The sequence below is a fragment of the Bacillota bacterium genome (assembly GCA_013314855.1).
Lineage (GTDB): Bacteria > Bacillota > Clostridia > Acetivibrionales > DUMC01 > Ch48.
The window spans coordinates 14,303-33,103 of sequence record JABUEW010000039.1 but is presented as its reverse complement, the minus strand read 5'-3'; the positions used below and the strand labels follow the sequence as shown (position 1 = coordinate 33,103).

General features: G+C 38.6%; 16 protein-coding genes. All 16 read left to right on the top strand.

From position 1 onward, the window contains the following. The first annotated feature begins 137 nt into the window (after nucleotides 1-137). The 16 genes from HPY74_08735 to truB all read left to right on the top strand — a co-directional run bounded on the left by HPY74_08735 (nucleotide 138) and on the right by truB (nucleotide 18,767). Complete coding sequence (locus HPY74_08735) at nucleotides 138-1,781, top strand: ABC transporter substrate-binding protein (protein NSW90743.1); 1,644 nt, start codon at nucleotides 138-140, stop codon at nucleotides 1,779-1,781. A 303-nt stretch (nucleotides 1,782-2,084) separates the two neighbouring features. Next, the gene (locus HPY74_08730; GenBank protein ID NSW90742.1) at nucleotides 2,085-3,041 is read left to right on the top strand and encodes an ABC transporter permease; all 957 of its coding nucleotides are present in this window, start codon (nucleotides 2,085-2,087) and stop codon (nucleotides 3,039-3,041) included. 42 nt (nucleotides 3,042-3,083) lie between these two features. Next, nucleotides 3,084-3,977, top strand: coding sequence for an ABC transporter permease (locus HPY74_08725; GenBank protein NSW90741.1), 894 nt, complete (start codon nucleotides 3,084-3,086; stop codon nucleotides 3,975-3,977). A gap of 32 nt (nucleotides 3,978-4,009) precedes the next feature. Further along, on the top strand, nucleotides 4,010-5,008 hold the full coding sequence (locus HPY74_08720; GenBank protein ID NSW90740.1) for an ABC transporter ATP-binding protein: 999 nt from the start codon (nucleotides 4,010-4,012) through the stop codon (nucleotides 5,006-5,008). Then, nucleotides 5,005-6,027 (top strand): ATP-binding cassette domain-containing protein, encoded by a 1,023-nt coding sequence (locus HPY74_08715; GenBank protein ID NSW90739.1) that lies wholly within the window; start codon nucleotides 5,005-5,007, stop codon nucleotides 6,025-6,027. Before HPY74_08720 ends, HPY74_08715 begins: the two co-directional genes overlap by 4 nt. Nucleotides 6,028-6,101: 74 nt before the next feature. Continuing rightward, complete coding sequence (locus tag HPY74_08710) at nucleotides 6,102-7,769, top strand: FAD-binding protein (protein NSW90738.1); 1,668 nt, start codon at nucleotides 6,102-6,104, stop codon at nucleotides 7,767-7,769. Between the two features lie 17 nt (nucleotides 7,770-7,786). Then, nucleotides 7,787-9,241, top strand: coding sequence for a hypothetical protein (locus tag HPY74_08705; protein NSW90737.1), 1,455 nt, complete (start codon nucleotides 7,787-7,789; stop codon nucleotides 9,239-9,241). Nucleotides 9,242-9,309: 68 nt separating this feature from the next. Next, entirely contained in the window at nucleotides 9,310-10,725 is a 1,416-nt protein-coding gene (locus HPY74_08700) for a hypothetical protein (protein NSW90736.1), read from the top strand. Between the two features lie 249 nt (nucleotides 10,726-10,974). Further along, nucleotides 10,975-11,439: a ribosome maturation factor RimP gene (rimP, locus tag HPY74_08695; GenBank protein ID NSW90735.1), complete on the top strand. Its 465-nt coding sequence runs from the start codon at nucleotides 10,975-10,977 to the stop codon at nucleotides 11,437-11,439. Between the two features lie 24 nt (nucleotides 11,440-11,463). After that, on the top strand, nucleotides 11,464-12,552 hold the full coding sequence (gene nusA, locus HPY74_08690; GenBank protein NSW90734.1) for a transcription termination/antitermination protein NusA: 1,089 nt from the start codon (nucleotides 11,464-11,466) through the stop codon (nucleotides 12,550-12,552). Between the two features lie 29 nt (nucleotides 12,553-12,581). Further along, on the top strand, nucleotides 12,582-12,857 hold the full coding sequence (locus tag HPY74_08685) for a YlxR family protein (protein NSW90733.1): 276 nt from the start codon (nucleotides 12,582-12,584) through the stop codon (nucleotides 12,855-12,857). Continuing rightward, on the top strand, nucleotides 12,847-13,173 hold the full coding sequence (locus HPY74_08680; protein ID NSW90732.1) for a ribosomal L7Ae/L30e/S12e/Gadd45 family protein: 327 nt from the start codon (nucleotides 12,847-12,849) through the stop codon (nucleotides 13,171-13,173). Before HPY74_08685 ends, HPY74_08680 begins: the two co-directional genes overlap by 11 nt. Nucleotides 13,174-13,175: 2 nt before the next feature. Continuing rightward, entirely contained in the window at nucleotides 13,176-16,313 is a 3,138-nt protein-coding gene (gene infB / locus HPY74_08675) for a translation initiation factor IF-2 (protein ID NSW90731.1), read from the top strand. A gap of 20 nt (nucleotides 16,314-16,333) precedes the next feature. Next, a complete protein-coding gene (gene rbfA / locus HPY74_08670) occupies nucleotides 16,334-16,681 on the top strand; it encodes a 30S ribosome-binding factor RbfA (GenBank protein NSW90730.1) in 348 nt (115 codons plus the stop codon). A gap of 38 nt (nucleotides 16,682-16,719) precedes the next feature. After that, complete coding sequence (locus tag HPY74_08665) at nucleotides 16,720-17,673, top strand: bifunctional oligoribonuclease/PAP phosphatase NrnA (protein NSW90729.1); 954 nt, start codon at nucleotides 16,720-16,722, stop codon at nucleotides 17,671-17,673. 200 nt (nucleotides 17,674-17,873) lie between these two features. After that, nucleotides 17,874-18,767, top strand: coding sequence for a tRNA pseudouridine(55) synthase TruB (truB, locus tag HPY74_08660; GenBank protein ID NSW90728.1), 894 nt, complete (start codon nucleotides 17,874-17,876; stop codon nucleotides 18,765-18,767). The last annotated feature ends 34 nt before the right edge of the window (nucleotides 18,768-18,801 follow it).

Below are 18,801 nucleotides of genomic sequence, written 5' to 3'. Positions count from 1 at the left end.
CGATGTTTCGCAGATGGTAGGGCAGGGCTTTGTAAGATTTTTGTTTTATTACTTGTGAAATTAAATAGCTATAAAATTCTATAAGAATTGAAGCTATTTAAAGATAAATCTAATTTATTGAGATAGGAGGTAAATTTATGAGAAAAAAAGTTGCATTAGTACTTGCTCTTTTCATGCTGTTTTCTGTATTCTTCGGAGCCTGTAGCTCCAAAGGAGGCAAGGATACCGGACAGGAAGCTACAAAACAGGGAGAAGGTGCATCAAATGAAGAAACTATAGCTGCTGAAGAAGGAGTACTTCTTATGGGAGGATGTCCGAAGGAAAAATTCGAGGCAGCATGGGCCAACCCTGGAGGATTTGTACGAGTATGGCTATTTAGAAGGCTTCTTATGTGCGATGAGAACTTAAATGTTGTAGGTACCGATCTTGCCAAAGAGTGGAATGTATCTCCTGATGGTCTGACTTATACATTTGTACTCAGAGATGATATCAAGTGGCATGATGGTACAAAAATGACTGCCGAGGATGTGGAATGGAGTCTAAAGATGGCGCTTAAATCAGCTTCAATTAACGCCACATTTATTAATGCTTTCAGCAAGATTGAAGGAGCCCCAGAATACAAGGAAGGTAAGACAGAAAACTTAGCAGGAGTTACAGTAGAAGGTAACAAAATAACAATAAAGCTTACCGATAAAGTAGCCGCGTTTCCATTGGTCATGGCCCAGTGGCCGCCCTATCCGAAGCATCTTCTTGAAAAAGAAGATCCGCTTAAGTTACATTTGGCAACATTCTGGGAAAAGCCAATAGGAAATGGACCTTTCATGCTGACTGAGGTCAAACCAAGTAACTATGCTATTATGGAGCCCTTTAAAGATTATTATGGGCCTAAGCCTAAAATAAAGAAAGTACTATTGCAATACTTTGATAGTCCTGATCCCACAATTGCCACAAAGGCTAACAAGATATACTATACAACCAGTATGAGTCTTGAACAAGTTAAAGAAATACTTAAGAACCCCAATTATAAGGCTATACCTGTATCTATATTTTACATCAGGTATCTGCAGCCTAACCTGAATAACAATGAGAAGATAGCTGATCCGAGGATTAGGAAAGCCCTCCTCTATGCTATTGACAGGAAGAAAATAGCCAATGAACTTTTCGCAGAGCAGGCTACTGTAATCAACAGCAAGATACCGCCCGAGTCATTCTGGTACAATAAAGAACCTGAGATATATGATTATAATCCTGTTAAAGCTAAGGAACTCTTAAAGGAAGCAGGGTTCAATTTTAACAACACTATAAGGCTAGCTTACTATTATACAGATCAGCAGACTGTAGACCTAATAGAGGCCATCAGATACTATTGGGAGCAGATAGGCATAAAGTGTGAGACGACCTTATTGCAGGGGAATTTATTGGAACTGATCTATGAGCAGAGAGACTATGACTTTTTGTATGCTGGCTTATCAGCGATGGCTCTCGAAGAGGTCTATGGCTTCCTGCATTCCAACCATACTATGGGGCAGAAACTAGGCATGGGTAACAAAGAAATCCTTGACCCGCTGATTGATGCAATGAACCGTGAAGGAGATCAAGCCAAACGTAAGGAAATTGTCAAACAGATACAGGAAGTCGAGAATCAATACCTATTCCAGATGCCTCTGTTTGCTCTGAAAATGTATATAGTGGAACATAAGAATCTTAAGAAACCCGCTATTTACGGCAATGAATGGTTCAACTACGATTATAAGCTGCATGAATGGGAAGTTGTTAAGTAAGTTACACTAATGTTCCAAGTCTTGTTAGGTAATTGGCATAAAATGTAGTTTCATGATACTAAACCGCGGCGGAAGTTCTCCTGCTGCGGTTCCCCCTTAAGGGGATTAAATAAATAGTTTAACCATGTAATTAATTTAAAAACACTCTTTTCCATAAGTAAGGAGTAGTTCGTAAATAATCAAATTAGAAATTTACTTTGTCTAAGGTGATATATTTCCTATAGGTTGAGTAATAATCCTGTAATACTATGTCGGTTGACGGGCAAAGGATTTACACGAATTTAATAGGGAGTGACCGCTATTATGTTTACCTATATGCTAAAACGCTTTCTTAGTATAATACCAATGCTTCTATTAATAACAATAATTATATTTATAGGTCTTGAGCTGACGCCGGGTGATCCTCTAACCTACATGCTGGATCCAGAGCTTCTAGCTTCCCAGGCTATAGACATTGAGGCGTACAAGGAGGCCATGGGACTTAATGACCCATTATATGTACGTTATTTCAGGTGGCTTGGCGAAATTCTGAAGGGAAACCTGGGCTATAGCCTCGTAGATGGTTCTTCAATTGCAAAGGTACTTGCCAGAAGGATACCGGCTACCTTTGAACTTGCCGTTGTAGCCCTTATTATATCTTCAGTACTCGGTATAACGTTAGGGTTGATATCATCTATTAAGCAGAACTCATTCATAGATTATTTTAATACTACCATTGGAATGGTAGGTATATCTGTACCTGAGTTCTTTATTGGAATATTGGCTATCCTATTTTTTGCAATAAAGCTTAAATGGCTACCTATAGGCGGGCGTATAGAGTATGGGCATGAAGATTTATGGGGCAGGCTTTCTCATTTGATCATGCCAGCTGTAATTATGGGTGTAGCCCTTACAGCTGCTCTGATGCGGTATACACGAGGGACAATGCTTGATGTTCTGAATAAAGATTACGTAAAAACTGCCCGCAGTAAAGGCCTCCCTGAGTGGAAGGTCATTATTTTCCATGCCTTCAGAAATGCATTGTCACCTGTTATAATGCTTTTGTGCTTTAGACTTCCAATGCTAATAGGCGGCAGTGTTATAATAGAATCTATATTTTCATGGCCCGGCATGGGTAAAACCATTCTAGATGCCATATCAGGCAAGGATTATCCAGTAGTTATGATTACCACTATGCTTACCTCGCTTATGATATTGGTGGCAAGCTTTTTGGCTGATCTTTTGACTGCTCTGCTTGATCCCAGAGTGAGGTTCAATTAATTAAAACTAATTATGGTAAGACAAGAAAGGACATGATGTTCAATGAAACCTATAATAACAAAACCTCAAGCAACAAAACATGTAAAGCCGGTAAAAAGCAACCTGATGAAGCGTAACTGGCAAAAACTTAAAAGGAATAAGTTGTCCATGGTAGGACTTGCCATAGTGACCATAATGATTTTAGGTGCAATATTTGCGCCGATGCTTACCAGTTACAAGCCCGATGAGATAGATCTTGGCAACAGGTTGAAACCCCCAAATTCATATCACCTTCTAGGAACTGACAAGTTAGGCAGGGATGTCTATACAAGATTGCTCTATGGTTCAAGGATATCCATAATAGTAGGTATTAGCGGTGCTGTTGGAGGTGGTCTTATAGGTATAATTCTTGGATGCCTAGGTGGATATTTCGGTGGTAGGTTTGACGGGATATTGCTTAGAATTTCCGAGGTTTTCATGACCTTTCCATCTCTGATACTAGTGCTAATATTGATAGTCTTCTTGGGCCAGGGACTTTTTAACCTTATATTCATTTTTTCAATTACGGGATGGATGGGTATGTATAGGATAGTAAGAGCAAGGTTCCTGTCCCTCAGGGAAGAAAATTTTGTAGAGGCTCTTAGGGCTTTTGGAATAAGCAAGTTATCCATAATATTCAGGCATATACTGCCAAACACTATGGGCCCGATAATAGTAAGTATTACCCTTTCCATGCCAGGCTACATCCTGTCTGAAGCGGGCCTTAGTTTCTTAGGGCTTGGTGTGCCACCTAACATATCTACGTGGGGTAATATTATAAATGCCGCCCAACAGGTTGATATTATAATGAATAACTGGTGGCTATGGGTTCCTCCCGGGTTTATGATATCCTTATATGTGCTGGGCGTAAACTTTCTGGGCGATGGTCTCAGGGATGTCTTAGATCCAAATCAATAATGTACATTGAAGCAGGAAGGTGAACAAATTTTATGAATGATATAATTCTAACTGTTGACGGTCTCAAAACCTATTTCTATATAGACAAGCAGGTGATAAAAAGCGTCAACGGAGTTTCTTTAAAGGTAAGACGAGGTAAAACACTGGGGCTTGTAGGTGAGAGCGGCTGTGGCAAAACTGTTACATCACTTTCCATACTGCAGCTTCTTCCAAAGCTTGCGAGGATTTCGGGTGGAAGCATTGTATACCATTCTCTAAAGGGAGACATAGAACTGAGAAATCTGCCGAGAAACGGAAAAAAAATGCGCTCAATAAGGGGAAAGGAGATAGCTATGATATTTCAGGACCCGATGACTTCTCTCAACCCTGTATACCCAATAGGATACCAGATAATGGAAAACTTATTGTACCATGAAAACATAAGCAAAGTTGATGCGCGTAAGAAAGTAATAAAACTACTGAGCGAGTTGGGAATTCCCAAGCCCGAATCCAGGATAGATGACTATCCACATCAGTTTAGCGGTGGTATGAGACAGAGGGTCATGATCGCTATGGCTATGATATGCAATCCATCGCTGTTGATAGCCGATGAGCCAACTACAGCCCTTGACGTTACAATACAAGCCCAGATAATTGAAATTATGAAGCAGGTTCAGAGGGAACACGGTACATCGATCATGCTTATAACCCATAATATGGGGCTAATTGCCGATATGGCTGATGATGTAGCTGTTATGTATATGGGTAAGATAGTAGAAAGCGGAACAATTCAAGATGTGCTAGGCAATCCACAGCACCCTTATACAAGAGCGCTTCTCAAGTCAGTGCCTGTACTTGGCATAGGCAAACGGAGAAGGCTTGAACCTATAAGAGGCACTACTCCCGACCCCTTAAACATGCCTGAAGGCTGTGAGTTTTCAACAAGATGTGATTATGTTACAGACCAATGCTCGACTGAGCCACCGGTTTTGGACATTGGTAGTGGACACTTAGTAAAATGTTGGCAGTGCAAGGGGAGGTGCCTAACATGAATAATAACAAACAAACACTGAATGATAATCGGATACTGATTGAGATAAATAGGCTTAAAAAGTATTATCCTGTGACTAAAGGAGTTTTTCGCAGAGTTGTAGGATATGTGAAGGCAGTAGACGGCGTAAACTTTTTTGTCCGTAAGAGTGAAACCCTTGGGGTTGTGGGTGAAAGCGGCTGTGGAAAGACCACCCTTGGGAAGTGTATAGTACGCCTGCTCACTCCAACTGAAGGTGAGATAAAATACTTCCACTCCGATGGTCAGGTAAAAGATTTGCTTAAACTCAACAAAGAAGAAAGCTTTAATATGAGAAAAAAGATACAGATAGTATTTCAGGATCCATATTCTTCACTGAACCCTATTATGACAATATTTAATTCCTTTGATGAACCCCTTAAGGTACATGGTATGAATAATCCGGGTGAACGTAAGGATAGGATAGCACAACTGCTTGAAGCTGTGAACTTAAGTCCTGATTACATGTACAGGTATCCGCATGAACTTTCAGGTGGACAGCGTCAGAGAATATGCATAGCAAGGGCTCTTAGCATAAATCCAGAGATTATCGTGTGTGATGAGCCTGTTTCAGCTCTTGATGTATCTATACAGGCACAGGTGTTGAACCTTATGAAAGACTTGCAGGAACGCTTGAAACTTACGTATATATTTATAGCCCACGACTTGAGTGTGGTGGAATACATGAGTAACAGGATTGCGGTCATGTATCTCGGAAAGATTGTAGAACTAGCAGATTCTAGTGAGCTGTACAATGACAGTCGCCATCCTTATACAGAGGCATTACTTTCAGCTGTACCTGTTCCTACGCTGGAAAAGAAGAAACATAGGATAGTACTAAAAGGAGACGTACCAAGCCCTGAAAACCCACCTAATGGATGCCGTTTCCACCCACGCTGCGAGAAACGTATAAAAATATGCCAGGAAGTGGAGCCGGAGCTTAAAAAGGTAAAGGGTACTAATAACCATTATGTTGCTTGCCACCTGGCTGAGACCGAGTGAAGCTCATCAAATTAGCTGTGCTTAGTGAGAGCTTAGATTGAGTTTGTGAACTAATTAAGGAGGGTACGATTTTTATGAGTATAATAAGGTTTGATACGGTAATAGATACCGATGTACTAGTTGTAGGTGGTGGGCTGGCAGCAATAAAGGCTGCCATTGAATGTGCAAGGATGGGTGTAAAGGTACTTGTAACAGTAAAAGGTGAGATATGTTCGGGTTCTAGCTTTTATCCGTTGACAAGTGGGCTTGGCTGTCAGGCACCATCTAGTGACGAAGACAAAGAACTCTTTTTACAAGAAATTGATGAATCCAGTTATGGTATGAATGATCATAGATTATGTGAAATATATGTAGACGAGATAAGGGATAGAGTTAAAGAACTGCCGGAAATTGTAATATCGTACCGCAAGCTGAAAGGTAGGACAGCTTGTTTTGCAAAGAGAGCCAGAGATTTGTTTATATGGAGAGACTGGGAAGCCATACGGTCTAATGTACGTAGGCTTTTTGATTCCTTGACCAATCTTCAGCTCATGGAACATTCGGATATAATCCAACTGCTTGAAGTTGATGGCAGGGTGGAAGGCGCGGTGGCTGCAGGTAGTGATAGGAAGCTGATAGTGATCAATGCAAAGTCTGTCATCCTTGCTACCGGTGGCTTTTGCGGGCTCTACAAGCACAGCCTCAATACCGATGATGTATCCGGTTTGGGACACGCCATCGCTTTTGAGGTAGGGGCAAAGCTTATAAACCTTGAGTTCAACCAGTTCATTCCAGGTATGTTCAAGCCTGTATACAAGGCACTATTTAGTGAACAGACACTTTACTACTGCGATGGTGTTGAGAATTCACAGGGCGAGGACGTGCTGTCCAAATATTTACCTAAAGATGTGCAAAAACGTGAATGCCTTGACCTTCGTGGAGGGCATGGTCCTTTCACGTGTGCTGATGCATCAAAATATTTCGATATAGCAATGATGAAGGAAATATTAGCTGATAAAGGTGAAGAAGGATTTAGATTAATTTATTCACCATCTATATATTCAGTTGAAAATGATGCCTTACAAAACTATCTTAACTGGTTAAAGACAAAAGACATTGACCTTGTACGCGATAAAATAGTTATTGCTCCCTTTGGGCATGCCAGTAATGGCGGTATATGGATTGATGAGAATTGTTGTACTACTGTAGAAGGCCTTTTCGCCGCTGGAGAAGCAGCAGGCGGAATACATGGTGCTGATCGACTTGGAGGTAATGCTTCGGGAAGCTGCCTTGTATTCGGTAAACGTGCAGCTGTTTCAGCAGTTAAGTACGCATCTTCACGACCAGCTCCTAAAGCAGAACTTGAAAGAACTGCAAGGATTCTTGCTGATACCTTAGACACAGGTGAAGGCTCAATACCCCCAGGAGAGGTAGTTGATGCTATAGGGGAAATTCTATGGTTCCATGGCAACATTGTTCGCAGCGAGGAACGGTTACTAGAGGGCATAAAGAAACTTGAAGATATGAAGTTAAATTATAATGCGCTAAAGACATTTGAATACGGTACCAACCTGAGGGATGCTGTAAAGGCACATCATTGCCTTCGATTTTCACGCATTTTACTGGAAGCCATGTTAATAAGGAAAGAGAGCAGGGGCTCACATTACAGAGATGATTACCCTGTAATCAACAACAAGTGTTTTGGAAAGAGAATTGCTGTTTCTAAGAATAGTGGGAATGGATTACGTTTTGAATTGGTATGATGAAAGGAGAAAAAATTATGAGTAAGAGTAAGGCAATAAAGTTTCTTTTCTTGGACAATAGGTGTTATGAGTATATAAATGGCTTCAATAGCCGACTTGGTCAACCTAAAAAATATGAGGGCAACCCTGTTATAAGACCAGAACTTCCACATGAGTTCAAGAGGGTACATTATTATGGCACGGCTCTGTTCGATATTAATGATAGGCTTTTCAAGACCTGGTATTCTACTCATTACTATGAGCCAGGCATAAGTGAAGCAGATAAAGATAAGGCATATGCATACCTTAATTATGCTTTTTCCAAGGACGGCATAAACTGGATAAAACCTAAGCTGGATGTAGTGGAGGGTACAAACATAGTAATGGACAATGATAAGGGTACTCATGGCCCTACTGTTATAATAGATGACATGGATCCCGATCCTGAAAGGAGATTCAAACTGGCCATGGCTCCTTACGTTAATAAATGCGGCATAACCATTTACACTTCCCCAGACGGTATACACTGGAAACCTTTCAATGACGGAAAAGCGGTTATAGATGTACACAGCGATTGCCATGTAGGCTTTTACCGTGATCCTGTTACAGGTCATTACAGAGTTTCTTTCAGGACAAGGGTACCCGACAGGCGTGTATGGGTTAGTGAGAGCCTTGACCTGATAAACTGGACTAGGCCGGTACTGGCTATAGAACCCGGACAGGGAGACCCCTGCGGCACACAGTTTTATGGCATGCAAATGACTCCGTATGGTTCATATATCATGGGATGGATATCCGTGTACAATACATTCGACTACAAGGTAGACCCTAATTACAATAAAATGGCTGGTACCATGGATGTACAACTTGCCTACAGCCGTGACGGCTTTGGATGGCACAGATGCTTCCAGGGGCAAAAATTTATACCTTTTGGGGGGCCTGGCGACTGGGATGCACAGTGCCTCATTCCCTCCTCTACAGCTATATATAGGCCGGATGGGATATACTTCTACTTTTCGGGATCTTCCTTTGATCATTCCGGTCCTATAAGGATTCCTTACAGTGAAATATCAAAGGAGTGTATCGGGATGGCAAAACTAAGACCAGACGGTTTTGTGGAACTGGAAGCCCGTGAGGAAGTATGCGAGCTTATGACCCGGCCTTTCATGGTGACAGAGGGAGATATATATCTCAATGCTGCAGCATGCGGAGGCTATGTAAAGGTGGAAGTATGTGATACGAAAGGAGAAGCTATAGAGGGATTTGCCTTCGATAATTGTGAGCCTTTTACGGGTGATTGTATGGCACATAAGGTATGCTGGAATGGAACATCTGACCTTGAAAAGATTACTGGACAGGTTATCCGGCTTAAAGTGAGGGCAAAGAATGCCAGACTTTACTCTGTTTTATTCCCCAACGGAGAGGATCCAGCCAGGTATTGGCAGTTCAAGGAGATAAGCTGTCTTAATCCAAAGTATGACATAGAAGAATAATGAAATAATTTGTAAAAATATGATAAGCAAGAAATATAATTAAGGAATATAATCAAGGAGGTAACCTGATGGGGGCATTAGATATTTCAGGGAGGGAAGTTATTTTTATTGATGATTACCTAATTGAGCAAAAGGTAAATATTCAACGCACTCTTCACCAGCCTATAAAATACGTTGGTAATCCTATAATGAGACCTGTTGCAAGATGGGAAGGACATTCAGTGAACCTTTTCGGAACGGTATTAAAAGATGAGGGAATATATAAAATGTGGTATCAGGGATACGGGGGAACGCCATACACGGGATGTTACGCTACTTCGAGAGATGGCATTTTTTGGGAAAGGCCAAACCTTGGTCTTATTGAATATGAAGGTAGTAAAGATAATAACATATTCTTGATAGACATATCTCCCGTAAACGTTATGAAGGACGAAAGGGAGACAAACCCGGACAGGCGTTATAAAGCCCTTTTTTGGGAACAGCACAACCCTTCTATGTCTGTTGCCTTTTCCCCGGATGGTATTAATTGGAGCAAATATGAAGGCAATCCTGTAATTGAAAATACAGGTGATGTCCATATGCTTGCAGGTTGGGATGAGAGCTGCGGGAAATATGTTGTTTATAGCAAACCCAGGCAGGCAAGCGATGGGAGAAGAATACGGGTTGTTACCAGATTAGAGAGTGAAGACTTTATTCACTGGAGCGAACCTGTTTATGTGCTTGAGCCTGATGAAAAAGATCCGCCGAATCTTGAATTTTACGGCATGCCTGTTTTTAAGTACGGGGATATATATATCGGTCTTCCTTCTGTATACCACACATACGAGGAAGAACCCAATCCTAGGATGGCAGGAACAATGAATATCCAGCTGGCATATAGTAGAGATGGGTATAATTGGAACAGGGCTTGTGACAGAAAGGTATTTATACCCAATGGACCTCCTGGAAGTGTCGATAGTAAAATGATATACTGCGCAAGAGCCCCAGTTGACATGGAAGATGAATTGTGGTTTTACTATGGTGGATATCTGGTGGATCATGGAATTACTGAGGATATAAACGGAAAACGTCCCAATGATTTAAAAAAGCAGGGAGGCATTATTGCACAACGCGGAGGTTATATATGCCTTGCGAAATTGAGAAAAAGCGGATTTGTTTCATTGGACGCTGGAGAGGAAGAAGGTTATATTGTAACGAAACCTTTTATATGCAAGGGTGACGAATTGTTTATAAATGCAGATGCAAAAGGCGGCTATATTGCGGTGTCTGTGCTTGATGAGGATGGGCACCATTTTGGAAATTATTTTACAGGGTATAAAAGAGTGGAATGTGCCCTGTTTGACGGAAATTCAATACACCACAGGGTAACATGGAGAGATAAGGTTTCTCTTACGGAACTTAAAGGAAAGACTATAAAGTTGAAATTCTATCTTAAGAATGCAATGCTTTATTCATTTGTATGTTCTTCATCTTCACAAAAGTAAAAATAAAAATATCATTATAGGTCAACTTTTAAATGATACTAAAAATAACTCTAATAAAATATTGCTAAATAGTGATAATAGTGTTATAATAATACTAGACTAAAGTAATAGCATTACACTTAAGGCAAGGAGTGGGGAAGTCCCACTCTTTCCTATTATTGAAGTGTATGTTGTGCTTACACTTAAATTTGGCACGACTTAATGTCATGCCAAATTTGTTTGAGGAAATAAAATATTTGGAGAGTTGATATGGGAAATAAAAAGATTGAGGATATAGTTGCAAAAATGGCATTACCAATAATAGAAAGAATGGTTTTTGAACTGGTAGATGTAGAATTTACTAAGGAAGGCAAAAATTGGTACTTGAGGATTTATATAGATAAGCCTGGTGGAATTACTATAGACGATTGCCAGGCTGTAAGTGAGCAGTTGAGCGATGAATTGGACAGAATTGACCCTATTAAGCATAGTTATATTTTTGAGGTTTCATCTCCAGGCCTGGAAAGGCCGCTTAAGAAGGACAGGGATTTTGAAAGGTATAAGGGAGAGATGATAGAATTAAAGCTATTTCATCCTATTGATGGTAAGAAGGTTTTTGAAGGTGAACTTGTAGGTTTAATAGATAACAATGTTGTTGTAAAACTGGAAAACGGTGTAATAATGCATTTTAATAAAAGTGAGATAGCATTGGCAAAAAGGGCGATAAAGTTTTAATTTTTAAGGAGGTAGCAGTAGGGGATGAGTGTAGAACTAATACATGCTTTGGAACAATTGGAAAAAGAAAAGGGGATTGATAAGGAGCTTCTTATTAATGCTATTGAAGCAGCTCTGGTGTCGGCTTACAAAAAGAATTTTGGACCAGCTCAAAACGCCAGAATATATATTGATAGGGAAACTGGGGAAGTGAAGGTATTTGCTTTAAAAAAAGTGACATCAGAACCTAAAAATGACCTTTTTGATATATCGTTAGAAGCGGCAAGAAAAATGAAGGTTACCGCTGAAGAAAACGATATGATTGAAGTAGAAGTAACACCAAAGAAATTTGGGAGGATTGCTGCCCAGGCTGCAAAGCAGGTTGTAGTGCAAAGAATTAAGGAAGCTGAAAGAGGGATTATATTTGAAGAATATTACAATAAAGAAGGAGATATTGTAAGCGGTTTGGTGCAAAGGTATGAGAAGAAAAATGTAATAATTGATTTAGGGAAAGCCGAGGCGATATTAACTCCTTTAGAGCAAACTGTTGGTGAAGAATATAATTTAAATGATAGGCTTAAAGTTTATATAGTTGAAGTCAAGAAAACGCCGAAAGGCCCTCAAATTATGGTTTCAAGGACTCATCCAGGATTAGTTAAAAGGTTGTTTGAACTTGAAGTACCGGAAATACATGATGGTATTGTTGAGATAAAAGGTATTTCGAGGGAACCGGGGTCAAGGACAAAAATTGCTGTTTATTCGAAAGAAGAGAATGTAGATCCGGTAGGGGCCTGTGTGGGCCATAAGGGTATTAGAGTTCAAGCTGTTGTTGATGAAATTAGGGGTGAAAAGATTGATATTATTAAGTGGAGTAGTAATCCAGGAGAGTATATTTCAAGCAGCTTAAGTCCTGCAAAAGTCTTAAGGGTTGATATAAATGAAAAAGAAAAGAGTGCAAGAGTAATAGTACCTGACTACCAGTTATCCCTTGCTATAGGCAAGGAAGGACAAAATGCCCGGTTAGCTGCAAAACTTACAGGTTGGAAGATTGATATTAAAAGCGAGTCTCAATTGAGAGCTGAAATAGAACAACAATTATTAAACTTTGATGTTAACTATAAACCTGAAGAATGATTTTGCAAAATTTGGGAGTGTGGTACAGTATGAAACAGAAAAAGGTACCCATGCGCATGTGCCTTGGATGTAAGGAATCGAAACCCAAAAAAGAGTTGATAAGGGTTGTTAAAAATAAAGAAAATGTAATATCTGTTGATCTTACAGGTAAAATGCATGGACGTGGGGCATATGTATGCCGGCAAAAGTCATGCCTTGAAAAAGCAATTAAAGGCAAAAGACTGGAAAAGAGCTTTGAAATGGTAATTAGTCCTGAAATATATGATATATTGAGAAAACAAATGGAGGAGATTGATGAAGGATAAAATATATTCTTTTTTGGGATTAGCGACAAAAGCCGGTAAACTTATATCAGGAGAAGAAGGGTGCGAAAAAGCTGTAAAAAAAAGAAAGGCTCATTTAGTAATAATAGCTGAAGATGCATCAAATAATATGAAAATGCGCTTCATAAATATGTGCAGACATAGAGGAGTTGATATTAGAATATTTGGAGAAAGGGATTTACTTGGTAAATTTACGGGAAAAGACATGAGGGTAGTTATTGCAATTTTACAGGAAGAGTTTGCAAAGAAGCTTGTGGAAATGATAGATAACCAAAAAACGGGAATTGGGGGTGTGTAAATATGGAAAAGGTTAGGATTTATGAACTAGCTAAAGAATTAAACACCACAAGTAAAAGGCTTATTGAAAAACTAGCAGAAATTAACATAAATGTTAAAAACCACATGAGCTATCTTGATGAGCAAGAAATCGAGGCTTTATATAAACATATAGGTGTAGTTTCTTATGAGCAAGAGAATAGGGATGAGGACAAGAAAAAGACTTCTGCCTTTGCACCCCAAACTAAAATGGATCAAAAGAAGCCTGAAGCAAAAGACTCAAAAAGTGCACCAAGGATAATAAGGACGACCGAAATTGTTGTTGATGAAAAAATTAATGATAGGTATAAGGAAAGCGGTATCCGTAAAGATGAGAATCATCATGGGCGTAATAAAGGTGAATTCAAGGGGGGAAGAAGGTATGGTGGTATAAAGGTAAATATAGCAGGGTCAGGATTAAGGGCAGGTTTTGTAAGAGATACAGGTCCTGTAATAAAAAAGAAAGATAAGCCGGCAAAAATAGATAAGGCACAGGATAAAGCACAGGATAAAATACAGGATAAAATACAGGATAAGGACCAGGATAAGATTCAAGATGAGACAGAGAAAAAAGTACAGGACAAAATCCAGGACAAAATTGAGGATAAAAGCATTAATAAAAACATTAAGGAGATTAATATTATTAATCATATTAATGATGAAAAAGAAACCAAAGAATCAGTTCAGGAACCTGTCAAAGACGATACAAAAATAAAAGGACAAATTAAAGAGGCACAGAAAGAGTTAAAAGATGGAAAAGAAAAACACAAAGATCAACAAGAGAAAAGCGGTTTTAAGGGTGAAAAAAGTAAAGTTGTGGCCGGAGAAGAAATGAAAACTATGGGTAAAGATAAGAAAAGTAGAGAGAAATATGAAGCCAATTTTGATAAGTCCGAGGATGACAAATTAAAGTCTTCTGTACAAGATCAAATAAAGAAAGATGGAAACAAAAACAACAAAAATAAAGGACAAGGTACAGGATATACAAGCCCTAAAACTTATAAACAGGAGGGAAAGAAGCCTCAATTTCTCGAAATTCCTGAGCCTGATATTGATATAGAGTATGAAGAGATAAAGCATTTTGACTATCGAAATAAAGATTTTGATAAAGATAAAAAACGGGAACAAAAAAGAGAACTGCCTAAAATACAGACCTCAGTAAGCAGGAAAAAGAAATTTAAAACGCATGAAATTATAGTTGATGGAAAGAGAAATATTTCTGAACTGATAACAGAAGATATTCTGATTGATGAATTTTATGATGACCATAAAACTAAAAAGGCAATAAAGCCTATTAAACGCAAAACCGAGGACAAAAATAAAGATAAGAAAAATAATATTAATGTTTCCGTTACTGCACCAAAGCCTGTGTTGAAAATGGTTGAGATACCTGAAAAAATTACTGTAAAAGATCTGGCGGAGATCTTGAAGAAAAGTGCTGCAGATGTTATTAAGAAGTTAATAAGTATGGGCATTATGGTTACCGTAAACCAGGAGATAGATTATGATACTGCGGCAATAATAGCTGATGAATTTGGAATTAAAGCAGAAAAAGAAGTTGTTGTTAATGAAGAGGACATTTTGTTTGATGATGAAGAAGATAATGAGGAAGATTTGAGACCGAGGCCACCTGTGGTTGTGGTAATGGGGCATGTAGACCATGGGAAGACATCTCTTCTTGATGCAATTAGGAAAACGAACGTTATTGAAAGTGAAGAGGGAGGCATAACACAACATATAGGTGCTTATACTGTGAATATAAATAACAGGAATATCACTTTCCTTGATACTCCAGGCCACGAAGCATTTACTGCTCTGAGAGCCAGAGGAGCACAGGTAACGGATATAGCTATACTTGTAGTGGCAGCGGATGACGGTATAATGCCCCAGACAATAGAAGCCATTAATCATGCAAAAGCAGCCAATGTAACTATAATTGTAGCAATAAATAAGATTGATAAGCCTGGAGCAAACCCGGAAAGGGTAAAGCAACAGCTAACGGAACATGGCCTTGTACCTGAAGAATGGGGAGGCGATGTAGTTGTTGTACCTGTTTCCGCTTTGAAACGTGAGAATATTGATTTGCTCCTTGAAATGGTATTATTGACTGCAGACTTGCTTGAACTCAAGGCAAATCCGAAAAAGCAGGCAAAAGGTACCATAATAGAGTCTAAACTTGATAAGAACAGGGGACCTGTTGTTACATTATTGGTGCAGAGAGGAACACTGAATGTAGGTGATACAATTATATCAGGTACAATTTTGAGCAGGATAAGAGCTATGAATGATGATAAAGGGCAAAGTATTAAATATGCAGGACCTTCAACTCCTGTTGAAGTCTTGGGCTTTCCTGAAGTACCTGAAAGTGGGGAAATATTTTATGCAATAAAAGACGAAAAACTTGCGAAAAGCTTAATAGAAAAAAGAAAAGAAAAATACAGGGAAGAGCAGATGAAGAAATCGGCCTCTAAAGTTTCCCTTGATGATTTATTTAGCCAAATTCAGGAGGGCAAGGTAAAGGAACTTAACATGATAATTAAAGCTGATGTCCAGGGTTCTGTTGAGGCTTTAAAACAGTCTATTGAAAAACTTAGCAATGATGAAGTCAAGATTAATATAATACATGATGGAGTAGGCGGTATTACTGAGACTGACGTAAAACTTGCGGATGTATCCAATGCTATTATTATCGGTTTTAATGTAAGGCCTGGACCCAATGTATCAGAAATTGCTAAAAATTCAAATGTAGATATAAGATTATACAGAATTATCTATGATGTTATTGAAGATATACAAGCTGCAATGAAGGGTATGTTGGAACCTAAACTGGAAGAAGTAATTCAGGGGCATGCTGAAGTAAGGCAACTATTTAAAGCATCAGGGATAGGCACTATAGGTGGAAGTTATGTACTTGATGGAAAAATTACCAGAAATTCCGGTATACGTGTTTTAAGGGATGGTATTGTAGTTTACGAGGGAAAACTTGCGTCATTAAAGAGATTCAAGGATGATGTAAGAGAAGTTTCACAAGGATATGAATGTGGAATACTTATAGATAAGTTTAATGACATTAAAGAAGGAGATATTATTGAGGCTTATATAATGGAGGAAGTACAAGAATAGGCTTAGGGAGTGATTTACTGATGACTCAAAGAATATACAGGATATCTGAAGAAATAAAGCGGGAGATTAGCAGTATTATACAAAATGAACTAAAAGACCCGCGGCTGCCTGAATTTGTTAGTGTGGTATCGGTTGATACTACACGGGATTTAAGATATGCCAGGGTATATATAAGTGTATTAGGAAATGAAGAAGATAAGAAAAATGCTATAGAGGGACTCAAAAATGCCGCCGGGTTTATTAGAAGAGAGATCGGACATAGAATTAAACTAAGGTATACTCCCGAATTAATATTTGAACTTGACAACTCTATTGAGCAGGGAATTTATATTAACAAACTGATTAATGATACAATAAAAGGGGATTAGAAACAAGCAGAATGAAAAGTACGTTATTAAATGAAAAAATGGATGAAATAATTGATGTTTTAAGGAAGTCAAAAAGTATTGTCGTACTTCCTCATATTCAAGCTGATGGCGATGCGTTGGGGTCAGGGTTGGCTCTGGCCCTGGCATTAAGCCGGATAAATAGCAATGTAATGGTATATCTTGAAGAAGATATGCCACAAATGTACAGTTTTCTTCCGGGACAGGAAATGGTGGCAGTTTTCCCAGATAGTATTGAAGTGCCTGATACGGTTGTTGCTATAGATACAGGAGATATTGAAAGATTGGGAAATAGAGCTTCATTATTTAAAAGTGTAAAATTTACTATAAATATTGATCACCACCCAACAAATACCCACTTTGCCGATTTTAATTATGTTTGTTCCAATTCTTCAGCTGCAGGAGAAATAATATACCAATTGATAAATATGATGGGACTAGTCCTAGATGCGGATATTTCAACATGCCTCTATGTTGCCATAATAACCGATACCGGTGGTTTTAGATTTGCCAATACTACATATATAACTCATTTAGTAGCTTCAGATTTATTAAATAACGGTATAAATGTGACTGAAATATCTGCAAAGGTATTTGATTCAATCTCAATAGAGAAAGTAAAATTAATTGGGGCTGCAATAAGTTCATTGGAACTTTTAGAGGATGGGCGGATAGCCTTTATTACCGTAACAGAAAAAATGATGCAAGAGACCGGAGCACGGGATGAAGAATGCGAAGGTATTGTTAATCTTGGAAGAAATATACATGGGGTGGAAATTGCTGTTTTATTCAGGGAGAAGAAAGAAGAAGTAAAAGTTAGTTTAAGGTCAAATTCGGATATAGATGTTTCAATTATTGCCGGAAGTTTTGCCGGCGGCGGCCATAAAAAAGCTGCCGGTTGTACGATAAAAGGTAATTTACATGATGTAAAAGAAAAGATATTGGTAAGTATAGTAGATGCCCTGAAAAGTTAATATGAAAAGCGTGATAAGCGTCGCATTGCGTTGTCAAACTTCGGGCGCAAAAATCCTCACATATACCCACATATGCTCCGGTTTTTGCGCCTCGTTTTCCTAGCACTGCTCGCTTCTGACGCTTTTCATTGATATTTGTGACCGGAGGTCATGTAAGTTAATATGAAAAGCGTGATAAAAGGAAGAATGGGGGTTTTAATATAAACGGTTTACTGAATGTTTTAAAACCTCCAGGTATGACATCTTTTGATGTGGTTGCATACTTGAGGGGTATATTAAAAGAAAAGAAAATTGGCCATACCGGTACACTTGATCCGGGTGCTGCCGGTGTTTTACCGATATGTACGGGTAGAGCTACTAAAGTTATTGAGTATATAATGAATATGGAAAAGGTGTATAGAGCTGAGCTTACTTTAGGTATTTCGACAGATACACAGGATTCTTCAGGGAACGTTATTGCTGTAAAAAAGGTTCTAGTATCTGAGCAGCAAATAACTCAAGCCTTGAAGAGTTTTATTGGAAAAATATACCAGACACCTCCTATGTACTCTGCCGTCAGAGTAGAAGGCAGAAGGCTTTACGAGATTGCAAGAGGAGGAAAAAGTATAGAACGGAAGCCAAGAAAAGTTGAGATTTATTCAATAAACCTTATTAATATAGAGAAAAATAAGGTGCTTTTTGATGTAACCTGTTCAAAGGGTACATATATAAGGACACTGTGCTCTGATATTGGAGATAGTTTAGGTTGTGGGGGGCACATGTCATTTCTTATACGAAAAAGGGCAGGAATATTTCATATTGAGTCTGCCTTTACCCTGGAAGAAATCTTGCAGGCAAATAAAAACGGTAAAATGCATGAGTTATTCTTAAAGGTTGATGAAATTTTCAAAAATTTTAAAAGTTTCTATTTAAATAGCTTGAATGAAAAGAAATTTAAAAATGGGAATTTCATACCCATAGTTAAGGATAAAAATGATTTTGATGTTGGTTTTCCGGTAAGGGTATATAATGAAAGAAATGATTTTCTTGCATTGGGTGAAGTAATAATAAAAAATGGCAGGTATTATTTAAAACCTAAAAAAATGTTTGTATAAATCAATATTATAAAGGAGCACTAAAGGAGAAGAA

Coding starts and splice junctions, on each gene's coding strand:
- HPY74_08735 (NSW90743.1), top strand. CDS start 138: ATGAGAAAAAAAGTTGCATTAGTACTTGCTCTTTTCATGCTGTTTTCT.
- HPY74_08730 (NSW90742.1), top strand. CDS start 2,085: ATGTTTACCTATATGCTAAAACGCTTTCTTAGTATAATACCAATGCTT.
- HPY74_08725 (NSW90741.1), top strand. CDS start 3,084: ATGAAACCTATAATAACAAAACCTCAAGCAACAAAACATGTAAAGCCG.
- HPY74_08720 (NSW90740.1), top strand. CDS start 4,010: ATGAATGATATAATTCTAACTGTTGACGGTCTCAAAACCTATTTCTAT.
- HPY74_08715 (NSW90739.1), top strand. CDS start 5,005: ATGAATAATAACAAACAAACACTGAATGATAATCGGATACTGATTGAG.
- HPY74_08710 (NSW90738.1), top strand. CDS start 6,102: ATGAGTATAATAAGGTTTGATACGGTAATAGATACCGATGTACTAGTT.
- HPY74_08705 (NSW90737.1), top strand. CDS start 7,787: ATGAGTAAGAGTAAGGCAATAAAGTTTCTTTTCTTGGACAATAGGTGT.
- HPY74_08700 (NSW90736.1), top strand. CDS start 9,310: ATGGGGGCATTAGATATTTCAGGGAGGGAAGTTATTTTTATTGATGAT.
- rimP (NSW90735.1), top strand. CDS start 10,975: ATGGGAAATAAAAAGATTGAGGATATAGTTGCAAAAATGGCATTACCA.
- nusA (NSW90734.1), top strand. CDS start 11,464: ATGAGTGTAGAACTAATACATGCTTTGGAACAATTGGAAAAAGAAAAG.
- HPY74_08685 (NSW90733.1), top strand. CDS start 12,582: ATGAAACAGAAAAAGGTACCCATGCGCATGTGCCTTGGATGTAAGGAA.
- HPY74_08680 (NSW90732.1), top strand. CDS start 12,847: ATGAAGGATAAAATATATTCTTTTTTGGGATTAGCGACAAAAGCCGGT.
- infB (NSW90731.1), top strand. CDS start 13,176: ATGGAAAAGGTTAGGATTTATGAACTAGCTAAAGAATTAAACACCACA.
- rbfA (NSW90730.1), top strand. CDS start 16,334: ATGACTCAAAGAATATACAGGATATCTGAAGAAATAAAGCGGGAGATT.
- HPY74_08665 (NSW90729.1), top strand. CDS start 16,720: ATGGATGAAATAATTGATGTTTTAAGGAAGTCAAAAAGTATTGTCGTA.